Source organism: Pseudarthrobacter sp. O4 (assembly GCF_050157025.1).
Taxonomy (GTDB): domain Bacteria; phylum Actinomycetota; class Actinomycetes; order Actinomycetales; family Micrococcaceae; genus Arthrobacter.
In genome coordinates this window covers 3,749,471-3,764,379 of record NZ_CP189591.1, presented here as the reverse complement: position 1 = coordinate 3,764,379, position 14,909 = coordinate 3,749,471, and the positions used below count along the sequence as shown (strand labels likewise).

General features: G+C 66.3%; 11 protein-coding genes and 1 tRNA gene. 6 read left to right on the top strand and 6 right to left on the bottom strand.

The window, feature by feature from the left end:
* Positions 1 to 12: 12 nt before the first annotated feature.
* Positions 13 to 1,251 carry an acetyl-CoA C-acetyltransferase gene (locus ACQCSU_RS17505; protein WP_426976519.1) on the top strand — a complete coding sequence of 413 codons (1,239 nt, stop codon included), beginning with the start codon at positions 13 to 15 and terminating at the stop codon, positions 1,249 to 1,251.
* A 142-nt stretch (positions 1,252 to 1,393) separates the two neighbouring features.
* Here the strand turns inward: ACQCSU_RS17505 and ACQCSU_RS17500 are convergent, their stop codons facing one another.
* Positions 1,394 to 2,311, bottom strand: coding sequence for a Bax inhibitor-1/YccA family protein (locus ACQCSU_RS17500; protein ID WP_426976518.1), 918 nt, complete (start codon positions 2,309 to 2,311; stop codon positions 1,394 to 1,396).
* A 526-nt stretch (positions 2,312 to 2,837) separates the two neighbouring features.
* On the opposite strand from ACQCSU_RS17500, the gene ACQCSU_RS17495 reads away from it, so the two are divergent.
* From ACQCSU_RS17495 to ACQCSU_RS17475, 5 genes are all read left to right on the top strand, one after another.
* Complete coding sequence (locus ACQCSU_RS17495) at positions 2,838 to 4,121, top strand: branched-chain amino acid ABC transporter permease (protein ID WP_426976517.1); 1,284 nt, start codon at positions 2,838 to 2,840, stop codon at positions 4,119 to 4,121.
* 9 nt (positions 4,122 to 4,130) lie between these two features.
* On the top strand, positions 4,131 to 5,099 hold the full coding sequence (locus tag ACQCSU_RS17490; RefSeq protein WP_426976516.1) for a branched-chain amino acid ABC transporter permease: 969 nt from the start codon (positions 4,131 to 4,133) through the stop codon (positions 5,097 to 5,099).
* The gene (locus ACQCSU_RS17485) at positions 5,096 to 6,166 is read left to right on the top strand and encodes an ABC transporter ATP-binding protein (protein WP_426976515.1); all 1,071 of its coding nucleotides are present in this window, start codon (positions 5,096 to 5,098) and stop codon (positions 6,164 to 6,166) included. Before ACQCSU_RS17490 ends, ACQCSU_RS17485 begins: the two co-directional genes overlap by 4 nt.
* Positions 6,163 to 6,936 (top strand): ABC transporter ATP-binding protein, encoded by a 774-nt coding sequence (locus ACQCSU_RS17480; RefSeq protein ID WP_426976514.1) that lies wholly within the window; start codon positions 6,163 to 6,165, stop codon positions 6,934 to 6,936. The genes ACQCSU_RS17485 and ACQCSU_RS17480 overlap by 4 nt, the downstream gene beginning before the upstream one ends.
* Positions 6,937 to 7,433: 497 nt before the next feature.
* Positions 7,434 to 8,636, top strand: a complete 1,203-nt coding sequence (locus tag ACQCSU_RS17475; RefSeq protein ID WP_426976513.1) for an IS30 family transposase — start codon at positions 7,434 to 7,436, stop codon at positions 8,634 to 8,636.
* Between the two features lie 391 nt (positions 8,637 to 9,027).
* Here the strand turns inward: ACQCSU_RS17475 and ACQCSU_RS17470 are convergent, their stop codons facing one another.
* The 5 genes from ACQCSU_RS17470 to ACQCSU_RS17450 form a co-directional block, all read right to left on the bottom strand.
* On the bottom strand, positions 9,028 to 10,377 hold the full coding sequence (locus ACQCSU_RS17470; protein ID WP_426976512.1) for an ABC transporter substrate-binding protein: 1,350 nt from the start codon (positions 10,375 to 10,377) through the stop codon (positions 9,028 to 9,030).
* Between the two features lie 279 nt (positions 10,378 to 10,656).
* Positions 10,657 to 10,730, bottom strand: a tRNA-Leu gene (locus tag ACQCSU_RS17465).
* Between the two features lie 48 nt (positions 10,731 to 10,778).
* Positions 10,779 to 11,720, bottom strand: a complete 942-nt coding sequence (locus tag ACQCSU_RS17460; RefSeq protein ID WP_426976511.1) for an N-acetyltransferase — start codon at positions 11,718 to 11,720, stop codon at positions 10,779 to 10,781.
* 120 nt (positions 11,721 to 11,840) lie between these two features.
* Entirely contained in the window at positions 11,841 to 13,328 is a 1,488-nt protein-coding gene (locus ACQCSU_RS17455) for an NAD(P)/FAD-dependent oxidoreductase (protein WP_426976510.1), read from the bottom strand.
* Between the two features lie 107 nt (positions 13,329 to 13,435).
* A complete protein-coding gene (locus tag ACQCSU_RS17450; RefSeq protein WP_426976509.1) occupies positions 13,436 to 14,839 on the bottom strand; it encodes a S8 family serine peptidase in 1,404 nt (467 codons plus the stop codon).
* Between the last annotated feature and the right edge of the window lie 70 nt (positions 14,840 to 14,909).

The window sequence follows — 14,909 nt, the reverse complement described above, 5'->3', positions numbered from 1 at the left end:
TAGGCTGGGCGCATGTCAGAAGCCGTCATCGTTTCCACTGCCAGAAGCCCCATCGGACGCGCCTTCAAGGGCTCGCTGAAAGACGAGCGGCCCGACGACCTGGCTGCCGCCATGGTGACGGCCGCGCTGGCCGAAATACCAGCCTTCGACGCCGCGGACACGAACGGCCAGGGCCTCGACGACCTGTATCTGGGCTGCGCGGAACCGAGCGGTGAAGCAGGCTCCAACATGGCCCGGGTGGTCGCCATCCTGGCCGGCCTAGACAACGTCCCGGCCGCCACCGTCAACCGTTTCTGCGCCTCCAGCCTGCAGACGCTCCGGATGGCCTTCCACGCCATCAAAGCCGGCGAAGGCCAGGCCTTTGTCTCGGCGGGAGTGGAGGCGGTGTCCCGGTGCCGCGACTGGGCGGGGGCCGGGGAAGCCGACGCCAGCACCCACAATCCGCTTTTCGACGCCGCCCGGAAGCGCACGGCGGCCCGCGCCGCCTCCAACACGCCGTGGACGGACCCCCGGCTGGGCGGCCGGATGCCGGACATCTACATTTCCATGGGCCAGACCGCCGAGAACGTCGCCACCAGCTATGGGATCAGCCGGGCGGACCAGGACGCTTGGGCCGTGCTCAGCCAGAACCGCGCCGAAGCGGCCATCGCCTCGGGCTTCTACACCCGGGAGATCACGCCGTACACCCGGAAGGACGGCGTCGTGGTCGACCGGGACGATTCGCCCCGGGCGGGTGTCACCTACGAGTCCGTCAGCGCCCTGCAGCCCGTCTTCCGCAGCGAAGGCACCGTCACCGCCGGCAATGCCTGCCCGCTGAACGACGGCGCCGCCGCCGTCGTGGTCATGAGCGACCTGCGGGCGCGCGAACTCGGGCTGGCGCCGCTCGCACGGATCGTGTCCACCGGCGTCAGCGCCCTCTCCCCCGAGCTGATGGGCATGGGCCCGGTGGAGGCCACCCGGCGGGCGCTGAAGCTCGCCGGGCTGGGCATCGGGGACATCGACCTCGTGGAACTCAACGAGGCGTTCGCGGTCCAGGTCGTGGCGAGTGCCAAGGAGCTCGGGATCGACCACGACAAGCTCAACGTCCACGGCGGCGCCATTGCGCTGGGGCACCCGTTCGGCATGACGGGCGCCCGCCTCGCCGTGACCCTGCTGAACGGACTCCGGGAGCGGGATGCGCAGCTCGGGCTGGCCACGCTGTGCGTCGGCGGCGGGCAGGGCATGGCAGTGGTCCTCGAACGGCTGGGCTGAGCCGCAACGCGCCCGGGCCGCAGTCCACCCGGGCCGCAGTCCACCCGGGCCGCAGGAGCGGCATGCAGAAGGGAGCCCCGCCCTGCGGCGGGGCTCCCCTGTCAGCTGGTTCCCGGGACCGATCGTTAGTCGTCGCCGATCGTTAGTCGTCGCCGCGGAGGATCGCCAGCAGGCGGATGATCTCGACATACAGCCACACGAGGGTGACCGTGAGGCCGAAGGCAGCGGTCCAGGAGAAGCGCTGCGGGGCGCCGCTGTGGACACCGGCTTCGATGCTGGTGAAGTCCATGATCAGGGAGAACGCGGCCAGGCCGATCGCCAGCAGGCCAATGAAGACGCCCAGCGGAATGCCGAAGATCTCCACGCTGGTCCGCAGGCCGAATGGGGAATCGACGGCGCCGGTCCACATCATGACCATGTTGATGAGCGCGAAAACGGCGTAGCCGATCATCGCGATCATGAAGAAGCGCATGGCCTTCGGGGTGGCGCGGACCTTGCCGCTCTTGAAGAGCACCAGGGTCACGGCGAAGACCGAGAGTGTGCCGATGACGGCCTGCAGGCCCACGCCCGGGAACATCCCGTCGAGGATCCGCGTCAGACCGCCGAGGAAGAGACCTTCCAGGCCGGCATAGGCCAGGATCAGCGCCGGTGAAGGCTGCTTCTTGAAGCTGTTGACGAGCGCGAGGACGAAGCCGCCCAGCGCGCCGACGATCATCAGCATGGAAGCCAGGCCCTGAGCCACGACGAGGGTCACGGCTGCGCCGGCGATCAGTACACCGAGGCAGGCGGCGGTCTTGACGATGACATCGTCAAAGGTCATGCGGCCGGTATCGGCGGGCCCGGCGGCGGGCCGGTTGTACATGTCCTGGAGCTGGTCTTGGGTCATGCCCTGCTGGGCTGCGCCAAAGCCGCCCTGGCCGTACTGACCCTGGCCGTGCTGTCCCGGGGCGTAGCCGTTCTGACCGTAGGCTCCTTGCCCGTAGGCCTGCGGGGCAGGCGGTGCCTGGGTGGCTCCACGGAAGTTCTTTCCGTTGAAGATCGGGTTTCCGCCAAGTGCCATTGCGGGTGTCCTCCAAATAAAGGGGGTGAATGATGATCCGGTGGTGAGCCGTTAGTCCATGGTTACAGCCCACGCTACCAATTTCCACGACTGGCGGGCAGGGATAGTTCCCCCGGGGCCCCGGCCGCAACCCAACCGTGATCTCCCCGGCGCGGTTTTCCGCCCTGCGGCCGCCGCAGACTCCGAATGTTTAGGAATACTCGGAATCAACAAAAGTTTTCTTTAGCGCAGGTAAACCACAGCACGGGCGGGCTTCACGGTTGTTACCCGATCGCGACGTTCTCGCTGCTCGCAGCGGCATTCATTGCCCTGAACGGGCTGTAACATGGGCCACACAGGGTGACGAACATCACAAGCTATACCGTTTTCTATCCATCCGCATCGCACCACGCACCACCCCTCGTCCCCTGACCGATCGCAGCGGTTGCAAAGGCGCAACCCAGACCACCCCCATGTGGAGGTTTTCAATTTGAGAAGCACACCGAGAGGCCTGTCGCAGAGACGGCGCGGCAGACTGCTGAAAGCTGTGGGGGCCGTATTCGCCGCCGCGGCCGCGCTACTGCTCATCGTCGCACCGGCATCGCAGGCCACGACTCCCTCGCCGGCACCATCCCCGTCGGCAACCACGTTCCAGAACAGCATCAGCGGCTTCCTCCGCGGCGACGACCGCGCCCCGATCGCCGACGTGACCATCACCGCCAAGAGCGGTGACTTCACAGGAACCACGAAGTCGGGAGCCAACGGCTCATGGACCATCGGCGTCCCCACCCAGGGAACGTACGAGGTCCAGCTGGACGAATCCACACTGCCGGAGGGCATCAAGCTCGCCGACGGCCAGGAGAATCCCCGCAAGGTCACGTTCAGCCAGACTTCCAACCTCTCGGTGATCTTCGCCTTCGGCAAAGGCATCGTCATCCAGCAGCAGGACTTCGGCCAGAACCTGCTGAACCGCCTGGTGGCGGGCCTCAGCTTCGGACTGCTGCTCGCCCTCGCCTCCGTGGGCTTGTCGCTGATCTTCGGCACCACCGGCCTGACCAACTTCGCGCACGGCGAAATGGTCACCCTCGGCGCCGTCCTGGTCTTTGCCTTCAACGCGATGCACCTCCCGTTCTGGCTGGCCATCCTGCTCGCCCTCCTCGGCGGCGGACTCTTCGGCTACGTCCAGGACGCCGGCCTGTGGAAGCCGCTGCGGCGCCGCGGCACCGGCCTGGTCCCGATGATGATCGTCAGCATCGGCCTCGCACTGGCCGTCCGCTACGTGATCCAGTTCTACTTCGGCGGTGCCACACAGCAGCTGCCGTTCGCCCAGAGCCCGGAGATCCAGATCGGCCCGGTCTCCATCTCCCCCAATAACCTCTGGTCGCTTGTCATCAGCGCCGTCGTCATCGCGCTGCTCGGCATCGTCCTGCTGAAGACCCGGCTGGGCAAGGCCACCCGCGCGGTGGCCGACAACCCGGCGCTGGCTGCGGCCTCCGGCATCGACGTCGACTCGGTCATCCGGATCGTCTGGGTCACCGGCGGCATGCTGGCCTCCCTCGGCGGCATCCTGTGGGCGTACTACCGTCCCGGCGTCACCTTCGACATGGGCTCGCAGATCCTGCTACTCATCTTCGCCGGCGTCACCCTGGGCGGCCTCGGCACGGTCTTCGGCGCCCTGATCGGATCCGTCATCGTCGGCATCTTCGTGGAGCTGACTACCGTGTTCGGCCTCGCCGCCGACCTCAAATATGTGGGAGCACTGTTCATCATGATTGTTGTCCTCTTGTTCCGGCCTCAGGGCATCTTGGGCCGTCGCGAGCGCGTGGGTTAGGAGACAGCCATGGACTTCGGATTCATTTTCTCAAGCGCTGCCAGTGAAATTTTCAGCCCGACGACGGCGGCGTACGCCCTTGCCGCCCTGGGCCTTGCGGTTCACTTCGGCTTCTCGGGCCTGCTCAACTTCGGCCAGGCCGGCTTCATGGCGGTGGGCGCCTACGGCTTCGCCATCTCCACTCTGACGTTCCACGTACCCTTCTTCGTGGGCCTGCTGATCGCCGTGGTCGCCTCGTCCATCTTCGCCCTGCTCCTGGGCATACCCACCCTGCGCCTGCGGGCGGACTATCTGGCGATCGTGACCATCGCATCCGCCGAAATCGTGCGCTACATCGTCACGACCAACCAGCTCACCTCCGTGACCGGTTCGGCCAACGGCCTGGCCGCCTTCGAAGGCGGGTTCTACTCCATGAACCCGTTCCCTGCCGGTTCCTACCTCGGCATGAACAACCGGGACTTCTTCATCCGCGTCGTCGGCTGGGGACTCGTGATCGTCTGCTGCGCGCTGGTGTGGCTGCTGATGCGCAGCCCGTGGGGCCGCGTCCTGAAGGGCATCCGCGAAGACGAAAACGCGGTCCGCTCGCTCGGCAAGAACGTGTACGCGTACAAGATGCAGGCACTGATCATCGGTGGTGTGCTCGGCGCCCTGGCGGGCATGATCTTCACTCTCCCCCGCGGCGCGATCCAGCCGGCGAACTACGGCACCGAGCTGACATTCTTCCTGTACACCTGTCTGCTGCTCGGCGGCCTCGGCACGGTGCTGGGACCGGTTGTCGGCGCCATGATCTTCTGGGTTGTGCTGTCACTCACACAAGGCATCCTGTTCGGCCTGATCGAATCCGGCGCCGTGACCTGGCTGAACACTGTCCAGGCCGGGCAGCTCCGCTTCATCCTGGTCGGTGTCGCGCTGATGCTGCTGATGATCTTCAGGCCCCAGGGCGTCTTTGGCAATAAGAAGGAGCTGGCGTTCGCATGAGCGAAAAAGCAACAGACGAAAACCACAACACTGACAACATTGATTACATGACGGACGCCCGCCCGATCGCGGCCGGGGAGGCAGTACCCGGCTGCAAGAAGCGCGATCCCATCGTGGTGGCGGAGAACGTCACCCGCAGCTTCGGCGGCATCAACGCCGTCGACGTCGAATACCTTGAGATCCCGCGGCACAAGATCACGGCGTTGATCGGCCCGAACGGTGCCGGCAAGACCACCCTGTTCAACCTGCTCACGGGTTTCGATATCCCGAACTCGGGCACGTGGCAGTTCGAGGGCAACAGCATTGCCGGCGTTTCCTCGTACAAGGTTGCCCGCATGGGCATGGTCCGGACCTTCCAGCTGACGAAGGTCATGGGCAAGCTCACCGTCATGGAAAACATGCGTCTGGGCGCGTCCCACCAGTCCGGCGAGCGGCTCTCCAAGGCCCTCTTCAAGGGCATCTGGGGCGGCCGCGAAAAGGAGATCACGGCCGAGGCCGAAGTGCTGCTGGAGAAGTTCAAGCTGGACGCCAAGAAGGACGACTACGCGGCGTCGCTGTCCGGCGGCCAGCGCAAGCTGCTGGAAATGGCCCGCTCCCTCATGGTCCGGCCCAAACTGGTCATGCTCGATGAGCCGATGGCCGGGGTCAACCCGGCACTGACCCAGTCCCTGCTGGACCACATCAAGAACCTCAAGGCCGAGGGCATGACCGTGCTGTTCGTCGAGCACGACATGAACATGGTCCGCCACATCGCCGACTGGGTCGTGGTGATGGCCGAGGGCAAGATCGTGGCCGAGGGCCCGCCCGCCGACGTCATGAAGAACCCGGCCGTGATTGACGCCTACCTGGGCGCCCACCACGACGTGGATCTTGGTGACTCGGAAGGCATCAAGGAGCTCGCCGCGGAACTGGTGGCCGATGAGGAATCGATTGTCGGCACCGAGAATGCCGGCATCATCTCGCTCGACGTCGTCGCCGCCGAAGCCACGGAGCAGAAGGCCAACGGGACGGCCCACGGCCGGCGCAGCCTCGACGAGCCGAACCGCACAGAGAAGGATACAGAATGAGCGCCACCAGCGCGGCGCCCGCCGCACAGACCGTGCACGATGAGGACTCGGTCGTCAAGGTCACCGATCTGGTGGCCGGTTACCTCCCCGGCGTCAACATCCTCAACGGCTGCAGCATCGAGGCCCGCAAGGGTGAGCTGATCGGCATCATCGGCCCCAACGGCGCCGGTAAGTCGACCCTGCTGAAGGCGATGTTCGGCCTGGTCAAGGTCCACTCGGGTTCCGTCGTGGTCCGCGGCCAGGACATCACCGGGCTCAAGGCCAACAAGCTGGTCAGCCGGGGCATCGGCTTTGTACCGCAGAACAACAACGTGTTCGCGGCGCTGACCATCGAGGAAAACCTGCAGATGGGCATGTTCCAGCGGCCCAAGGACTTCTCCGAGCGCTTCGACTTCGTCACGGGCCTGTTCCCGGAACTTGGCAAGCGGCGCGCCCAGCGGGCCGGCTCCCTCTCCGGCGGCGAACGCCAGATGGTGGCCATGGGGCGGGCCCTGATGATGGACCCGGCCGTGTTGCTGCTCGATGAGCCCTCGGCTGGTCTCTCCCCGGTCAGACAGGACGAGACGTTCCTCCGGGTCCATGAGATCAACCGGGCCGGCGTCTCCGTCATCATGGTGGAGCAGAATGCCCGCCGCTGCCTGCAGATCTGTGACCGCGGCTATGTCCTGGACCAGGGCAAGGATGCCTACACGGGCACCGGACGGGAGCTCATGAAGGACCCCAAGGTCATCCAGCTGTACCTGGGCACCCTGGCCGACGAAGTCGACTAGCTCCCCGGGCAGTATCCCCGCAGAAGGGCCGTCACCAGGGCGGGTTCTAGCGGTCGTTGCAACACCCAGAATTTTTGGGAGTTGCAACGACCGTGTCGTCTTTAACGAAGGAAGCTGCCAGCCGGAGGAAATACACGCCGGAGCAGAAGGCTCAGTTCTTTTCGGTGTTGGACCGGTGTGGGAGTGTGAGCGCGGCCGCGGCGGAGCTCGGCTTCAATCAGATGACGTGCTACCAATGGGTCCATAAATCTCGGCTCCCTGAGCGGGTCCCACGGAATCGGGAAGCTGGGCAGAGGAAATACACGCCTGCGCAGAAGGCTGAGTTCTTCGTCGTGTTCGACCGCGTCAAGAGCACGACGCAGGCCGCACGGGAGTTGGGACTGAATCCCGCAACTTGCGCCGGTTGGGTCCGTAAAGCCGGGCTGAAAAGCCATGGCAAAACGGGGACGGGTCCTCACCCAGGCCGGGATGAGTACTTCCGGCTGCGCAAGACCGGCGTGAGTCGGCGCAAAGCTGCCGCAGCGGTCGGGATACATCTCCGGACCGCCGAAGAGTGGGACCAGGGAATCCGTAAGTCCGGCGGCCGACGCATTTACCCGGATGGCCGAATCGTCGACTACAAACGTGGTGTGACCACCATGACCCCTCCCGCCGGCACGACCGGAACGACCCTGGTCCCCGTACCGGTATCAGCGTTGGAGAAATCTATCGATCCGCGGTTCCTGACCGTGCAGGAACGGGAGCTGATCCGGGACCTGCAGGCCGCCGGCACTTCGATCAGGGCGATCGCCCACGCCCTGGGACGATCGCCTTCAACGATCAGCCGCGAGCTGGCCAGGAATACCGATTCCCGGATGGGCTACCTGCCGCACGGGGCGCATCGGAAGGCCGCTGCCCGGCGGGCCCGGCCCAAGACGGCCAAGCTCGCTGGCGACTCGGACCTGCGCGACTACGTGAAGGACAAGCTGCTCCTACGCTGGTCTCCGGAGCAGATCAGCCACACGCTGGTCGAAGAGTTCCCCGACAACCCGGAGATGCGTGTGAGCCCAGAGACGATCTATCAAGCCCTCTACGTCCAGGCCAGAGGCGGCCTCAAACGCGAGATACAGGCAGCGCTGCGCACCGGCCGGACCCGCCGCAAACCCCACCGCACCGGCGAGCAACGCACCCCCAGGTTCCTGGACCCGATGGTCATGATTTCCGAGCGCCCGCCCGAGATCGAGGACCGCGCCGTGCCCGGCCATTGGGAAGGGGACCTCATTACCGGCGCCTATAACCAGTCAGCGATCGCGACCCTGGTCGAACGGACCACCCGCTACGTGATGCTCGTCCACCTGCCACATGACCACACCGCCGAAACCGTCCGCGACGGCCTCGTCAAGACCATGGCCACCCTGCCCGCGCACCTGCGAGGATCCCTGACCTGGGACCAGGGCGCGGAAATGGCCACCCACAAATCCTTCACCCTTGCCACCGACATGCCCGTCTATTTCTGCGACCCCGCCAGCCCCTGGCAACGCGGCTCCAACGAGAACACCAACGGGCTGCTCCGCCAATACTTCCCCAAAGGCACCGACCTGTCCGTCTATGGGCCTGAAGACCTCGAACACGTCGCCCAGGAACTCAACGGACGCCCACGCAAAACGCTCGGCTGGAATACTCCAGCCGAGCGTTTACGTGATTTACTACTAACCACCTAACCAACAGGTGTTGCAACGATCCCTAGAATCCAAGCAGCCGGTGGCGGCCCTTCTGCGTGCCCGGCGTAGTTCCAAGTGCGCTGGTACCGTCCGGGCGCCTCCGCAGCCACTTGCTCGGCGCCTGCGCTCGTTCCTCACGCAACAACGGCGCTTTCACAAGCGCCTGCCTCCGTCGCCCTCAGCGCTTGTCTCACCTGCCCGCTCCCCCGGCAGAATGACGACGGCGGCACGCAGTGCCGAGAGTTATGGGCGGGCACCCTGCGGGCGTAGCCGGAATTCCATGGTCGGACGCGCCGGTGCTCTCCCTGACGCCCCTCGGCAGCTCCCGCGCACCCAAAAAGACCCCCGTCCGGAGTGGACGGGGGCCTTTTGGGTGTCGGGAGGAAGCGGCTTAGAGCTTGCCGAATTCTTCCTTGGACGCCTTGTAGGTGTTGTCATCCTGGTACTCGTAGATCCCGATGTAGGCTTCCGTCGGGTCGCCGGCGTCGGAGAACGTTACGGGGCCGGACTGGCCGTCGTAGTCGATGTCCTTGCCGTTACGGAGCAGGGTGACGCAGGAGGGGAAGTCGGTGCACTTCTCGCCAACTTCGGAGACTGCCTTGAGCTGCTTGGCGATGTCGACGCCCTTGGTGCTCTTGGCGGCCTCGGCGGCCAGGGCGATCAGGTTCACAGCGTCGTAGGACTCGCCTGCGTAGCTGTAGTCCTTCAGCGCGGGGTCGATCGCCAGCAGCTTCTTCTTGAAGTCCTCCTTGGCGAAGGTGCCTGGGATGGTGCCCTGGGCGCCCTTCATCGTGCCCGGCTGGAAGTCCTTGCTGTAGTCGGACGTGTTGCCGTCCACAAGGAACATCTGGGTGGGCTTGATGCCCTTGCCCGTCATCAGCGGGACAATGCTCTTGGCCTGGTCGAAGGTGATCAGGGCAATGGCATCCGGCTTGGCCGCGATGACCTTGTCCACCTGGCTGCTGAACTGGGAATCGCCTTCGTTGAAGAGTTCCTCGGCGACAACCTTGCCGCCGGCCGCCTCGAACGCAGCCTTCACGTTCTTCGCGAGGCCGGTGCCGTACGCATCGTTGAGTACGATCATGCCGACGGTCTGGGCTCCACAGGTGGCCATGTAGTTGCCCAGGACCTTGCCCTGGAGCACATCCGAGGGGGCGGTGCGCCAGTAGAGGCCCTTGTCGTCCCAAGTGGTGAAGTCCGGCGAGGTGTTGGCCGGCGAGAACTGGACCACACCGGCGCCGGTGATTTGGTTGATCACGGTCTTCGTCACACCGGACGATGCGGCACCCACGATTGCGCTGACGCCTGAGCCAAGCAACGCGTTGGTGGACTGCGTGGCGATGTCGGTCTTGGTGTCGCCGGAGTCGCGGTGGACGACCTCGACCGGCTTGCCCAGCACGCCGCCGGCATCGTTGATTTCCTTGATGCCGAGGTTGACACCCGCGATTTCGGGCGGGCCGAGGAAGGCCAGCGACCCGGTGGTCGGCAGGAGCGAGCCGATCTTCAGGGGGGTGTCGGTGGTGGTGGCGGAAGCAGGCACGGAACCGCCAGCGCCGGCCGCAGTGGTGGCGCTGCCGGTTGCACTGGGGGCCGGGCAGGCGATGCCTGCGGCCTTGGCGGTGGCGGATCCTGTCGACGTCGGGGTGGACGAGCCACCACAAGCCGTAGCCAGAAGGGCGACGCCGATGCTAAGCGCTGTGAGCTTAGCGATGCGGGGCGCCACCTGGGGGAGTGAAGTCATGTAGAAATCTCCTCGATCTAAAGGTGCGAACGGCCTTTGATGCGAAAGATCAGGTGTTCCTGATTTAACTTCAAGCTAATGCAAATTTGGCGCGAACATAAGTGACTACGGTCACATCCTTATAACACTCGTTGCATAGAGGAAATCAGCGGTGTGATCCGGCTGGCCCTGGACAGGGGCGGCCGGGAGCGGAAAGGCGGGCTCTGCTCTCAAATGACCGTCGAGACGCGCATCGGCTACGCACCCGGAACCGCTGTCGCGAGCAACGGAATCCTGCTGTGCCCCAGGTGGGACTCGAACCCACAACACGCGGATTTTAAGTCCGCTGCCTCTGCCAGTTGGGCTACTGGGGCGCCCGGTCCATGCTATCCCCTCGGGCAGCCCTCCGCTCCTGCCGGAGTTCAGCCAAACGGCCCGGCGTAGCGGAAGGTCCCGCTGACTCCGCCCGGCCAGACGGCCAGCGGAAGCAGCTGGAAGTGCACGCCCCAGGCACGGTCCGGGGCCTCGACGCCGAGGGAGGTGGACGGCACGAAGCCGAACCGCGAGTAATACTCGGAACTTCCCAGCAGCGCGATCCCCCGCTCCCGCGCGGCGTTCGCGCGGGAGATAGTTTCCTTCATGAGCGCGGACCCGATGCCGTGGCGCTGCAGCCGCGGCACCACGCCGATGGGACCCAGGCCAAGGAGTTCCAACTCCCCCACCCGGCCCCGGGTGCTGATCACATGGCCCACGACCTCGCCGTCGAGCTCCGCCACGATGCTGAAGTCCGGCAGGTATTCCTCGCACTCAAAGAGCCGGGCCAGCAGCTGCACCTCCTCCGGTTCGCCTTCGACCGGCAGCCCGGTGACGGGCGAGACGGAGAAGGCCGCGGCCGTGAGGGCGAGGATGGCGGGGCGGTCTGCGGGCTGTTCGCTGCGCAGCACGAGTTCCGGCGCCGGCTTCTGCTCTCCGCTGGCGGCGACCAGCTCGTGCAGAACCTCCAGCGCACGGTCGGCGTCCGCCACGGGGACCAGCAGATGGTCGTGGTGGAAGCCTGCCAGGACATTGCAGCTGATTTTCGCCTCGGTCAACGCTGCGCTGACGGCTGCCGTCAGGCCCACTGCCTCGAGCGAAGAGTGCACCTGGAGCGTGATCCAGGCCCCGACAAAGTCATAGGACAGCCCTTGGCCGTCCGCGTCGGCCCGCGGCAACACCACGGTGAGGCCTTCCGCCTCGCGGACGGCTGCCGCGATCGCGCCGGCCAGGGGTCTACCATGTGGCCACAGGACGTAGACGAACTCGCCCGCGCGGAGTTCGGGGCGCATGGTAGCCAGAAGAGTGTTCAGGTCCTTGTCAGCGCTCATGCAGCCAGTCTAGGTGCGCGGCGTGCCCGGCCGTCCTCCAACAGCTGCCGGCGGCTGCCCAAACGAAAACGGCGGCCGCTCCCCGGAGGGGAACGGCCGCCGTCGAAAGGCTGGCGCTGGCTACTTGGAGTCGGCCGGGACAGCTTCCTTGGTTTCGGTCCTGGCAGCGTCTGCTGCCGACTTGCCGGCAACCGGGGCAACCGGGGCAACCGGGGCAACGGGGGCCGCGGCCGGCTTGGGTGCCGGGGTTGCTGCTGTCACGAAGGCGCCGCGCGGGTTGTCCAGGTCCATCAGCTGGGTGGTGTCGCGCCCCAAGAAGAGGGCCCAGAACCAGCCGGAGATGACGCGGATCTTGCGCTCGAACGTCGGGATGGCCAGGCCGTGGTAGCCGCGGTGCGCCACCCAGGCCAGCGGGCCCTTGAGCCCGATGCGGCCCAGGAGGTTGATGTTGGCAACACCCTTCCACTCGCCGAAACCGGCAACCGCGCCCAGGTTCTTGTGCTTGTAGTCCTTCAGCGGCTTGTCCCAGCGGGAAGCCCACAGGTTCTTGGCCAGTCGCTTGGCCTGACGCAGCGCGTGCTGGGCGTTCGGGACGCAGGTACCGTCCGGCAGGCCGCTGCCCGAGAGGTCCGGCACGGCCGCAACGTCGCCGGCAGCCCAGGCGTTCTCGATGATCCCTTCGTCGCCGGCGATGCGCAGGTCCGGGAGGACACGGACGCGTCCGCGCGGCTCGAGCGGGAAGTCGGTGGAGCGGACCATCGGGTTGGCCTGCACACCGGCAGTCCAGACGAGGGTATCGGACTCGAATTCCTGGGCGGGGGTCTTGTCCGGCAGGTTGATGAGCTTCAGGGAGCCCTCGGCGTTGTCGAGGGAGGTGTTGAGCAGGACCTCGATGCCGCGGCTGCGCAGGTGCTCGACCACCCAGTCGGCCTGCGAGGCGGTGACCTCGGGCATGATGCGTCCCATGGCCTCGACGAGGACGAAGCGGACTTCCTCCTGCTTGACGCGCGGGTTGTTCTTGACGGCAGCGCGGGCGAGATCTTCCATTTCGGTGATGCACTCGATGCCGGCGAAGCCGCCGCCGACGACGACGAAGGTCAGCGCGCGGGCGCGTTCGGCCGGGTCCGTCATGAGGGAGCCGGTTTCAATGCGCTCCAGGACACCGTTGCGCAGGGCGACGGCCTCCTCGATGGTCTTGAGGCCGATGCCCTTGTCCGCGAGGCCCTTGATCGGGAACGTGCGGGTGATCGCGCCGGCAGCAACGACGACGTCGAAGTAGGGAACCTCGAAGTTTTCGCCGCCGTCGGCCGGGGCAACCACAGCGGTGCGGTTGGCGTGGTCGATGGAGAGAACCCGGCCCTGGATGAGCTCGGTCTGCTTGAGGTGCTGACGGTGCGAGACCACCGCGTGGCGTGCCTCGATGTTGCCGCCGGCAACTTCGGGGAGGAAGGGCTGGTAGGTCATGTAGGGCAGGGGATCAACGACGGTGACGATGCCACCGGCATTCGCGATCTTCTTCTGCAGTTTGAGGGCTACGTACAGGCCGACGTACCCGCCGCCGACGACGAGTACCCTGGGACGGTCCTGGAGCTGAGGGGAGGATGCCATTGGTCAAGGATACCGTAGTTTGTGAAAAACTTCACTAACTCCTGATTTCCCCCAACCGACTCGCAGTAGTTGCCGCTTTGAGCGCTCATAACGACAACTACTGCGGGCTAGTTGGGCTTGCCGGAATCCACCGAATCCAGCACCCCGGTTTCCGGCCCGCCGGAGCCGTCCGGAACCCCCGGAGGGTTCCGCACGGCCCGGCGGAGCTGGAAGACCGCAGCCCCGACGATGCACAGGAACAATCCGCCGAAGCCCAGGATCACGACAGCCGGAACGGCACTGTCCAGCTGCGAGGGCTGCTCCGCCACCGGCACCGTTGCCTCGGGCAGGGTCGGCGCGGCGCTCGTCGGGGTGGGGGCTGCCGCGGCCGGCGTCGTCGCCAGGTTCCCGCGCCGGTGGACGCGGATCCACTCCGAAATGGAACCCAGCGGGTTGGCCTTGGTTTCGGTCACATCGGCCTTGAGTGCCGCCTCGGCGTCAAGCACACCGAAGCCGTAGAGCGGGTCCTTCCCAGGCGCGCCGGCGTCCTTCGCGGTGCTGACGATTCTGTTGATGACCTGGCTGGCGGTCATGTCCGGCCACTTGGACCGGATCAGGGCGGCGACGCCGGCGACGATGGGGGTGGCGCCCGAGGTGCCGGCCCATTCGGCGTAGCCGACGCCGGGCACGCCCCCGACCAGGTTCTCCGCCGGGGCTGCGACGCCGATGCTGATGCCCTGCGAGGAGGAATCGATGCTGGCCGTCCCCTTGCGGTCCAGCCCGGCCACGGTCAGCACGCCGGGGATGGTGGCCGGGGCACCGACCTGCACGTTGCCGCCTACCCGGTTGCCCGCGGCGGCCACGATCACGACGTCCTTCTGCTCGGCGTAGAGGAATGCCGCGTCCCAGCTCTGCGGCCACTCCGGGGAGGTGCTGCCAAGCGAAATGTTGATGACGCGCGCGCCGTTGTCCACGGCCCAGCGGACCGCCTCGGGGATCTGGTCCTGGTCACTCTTGCCGCCGGGGTTGGCGGATCCGAGCCAGGTGGAGACGGAAAGCAGCTGGGCCTCGGGGGCAACGCCGACGATCCCGTCCGGCCCGACGGTGGGGCGGGGCCGTGCGCTGGCGCTGGCGCTGGGGCTGGGGCTCGGCGTGGATCCTGCGGGCTGGTGGCCACGGCCGGCGAGCATGGTGGCCACGAGGGTGCCGTGCTCCGGTTTGGCACCGATGCTCGTCTGCCCGTCCGGGCTGCCGGCACCGGAGATGTCAACTCCCCCGGCCAGGACTCCCGCCAGGTCCGGGTGCCTGCCGTCCACGCCGCTGTCAATCACGGCGACCTTGACGTTGGCACCCTTGGAGACTTCCCAGGCCTTGGTGATTCCCGATTCTGCGAGCCAGTATTCCTTGTCGCGCCAGGAATCGGCGTGGGCCGCGGGGACCCCGGCCAGCGCTGTCGTGAGGGTGCCGCCCACAAGGGCCAAGGCCATCAACGCGGAGGCGGTCCGGCGGGGCCGGGCTGTTGCTCTGGTCATTCGGGTCCTATCGGCGGTACAGCGGTTGCACCGCGGCCGGGAGGCGCTGCGGCAAGTTGGAGCGGTCGGC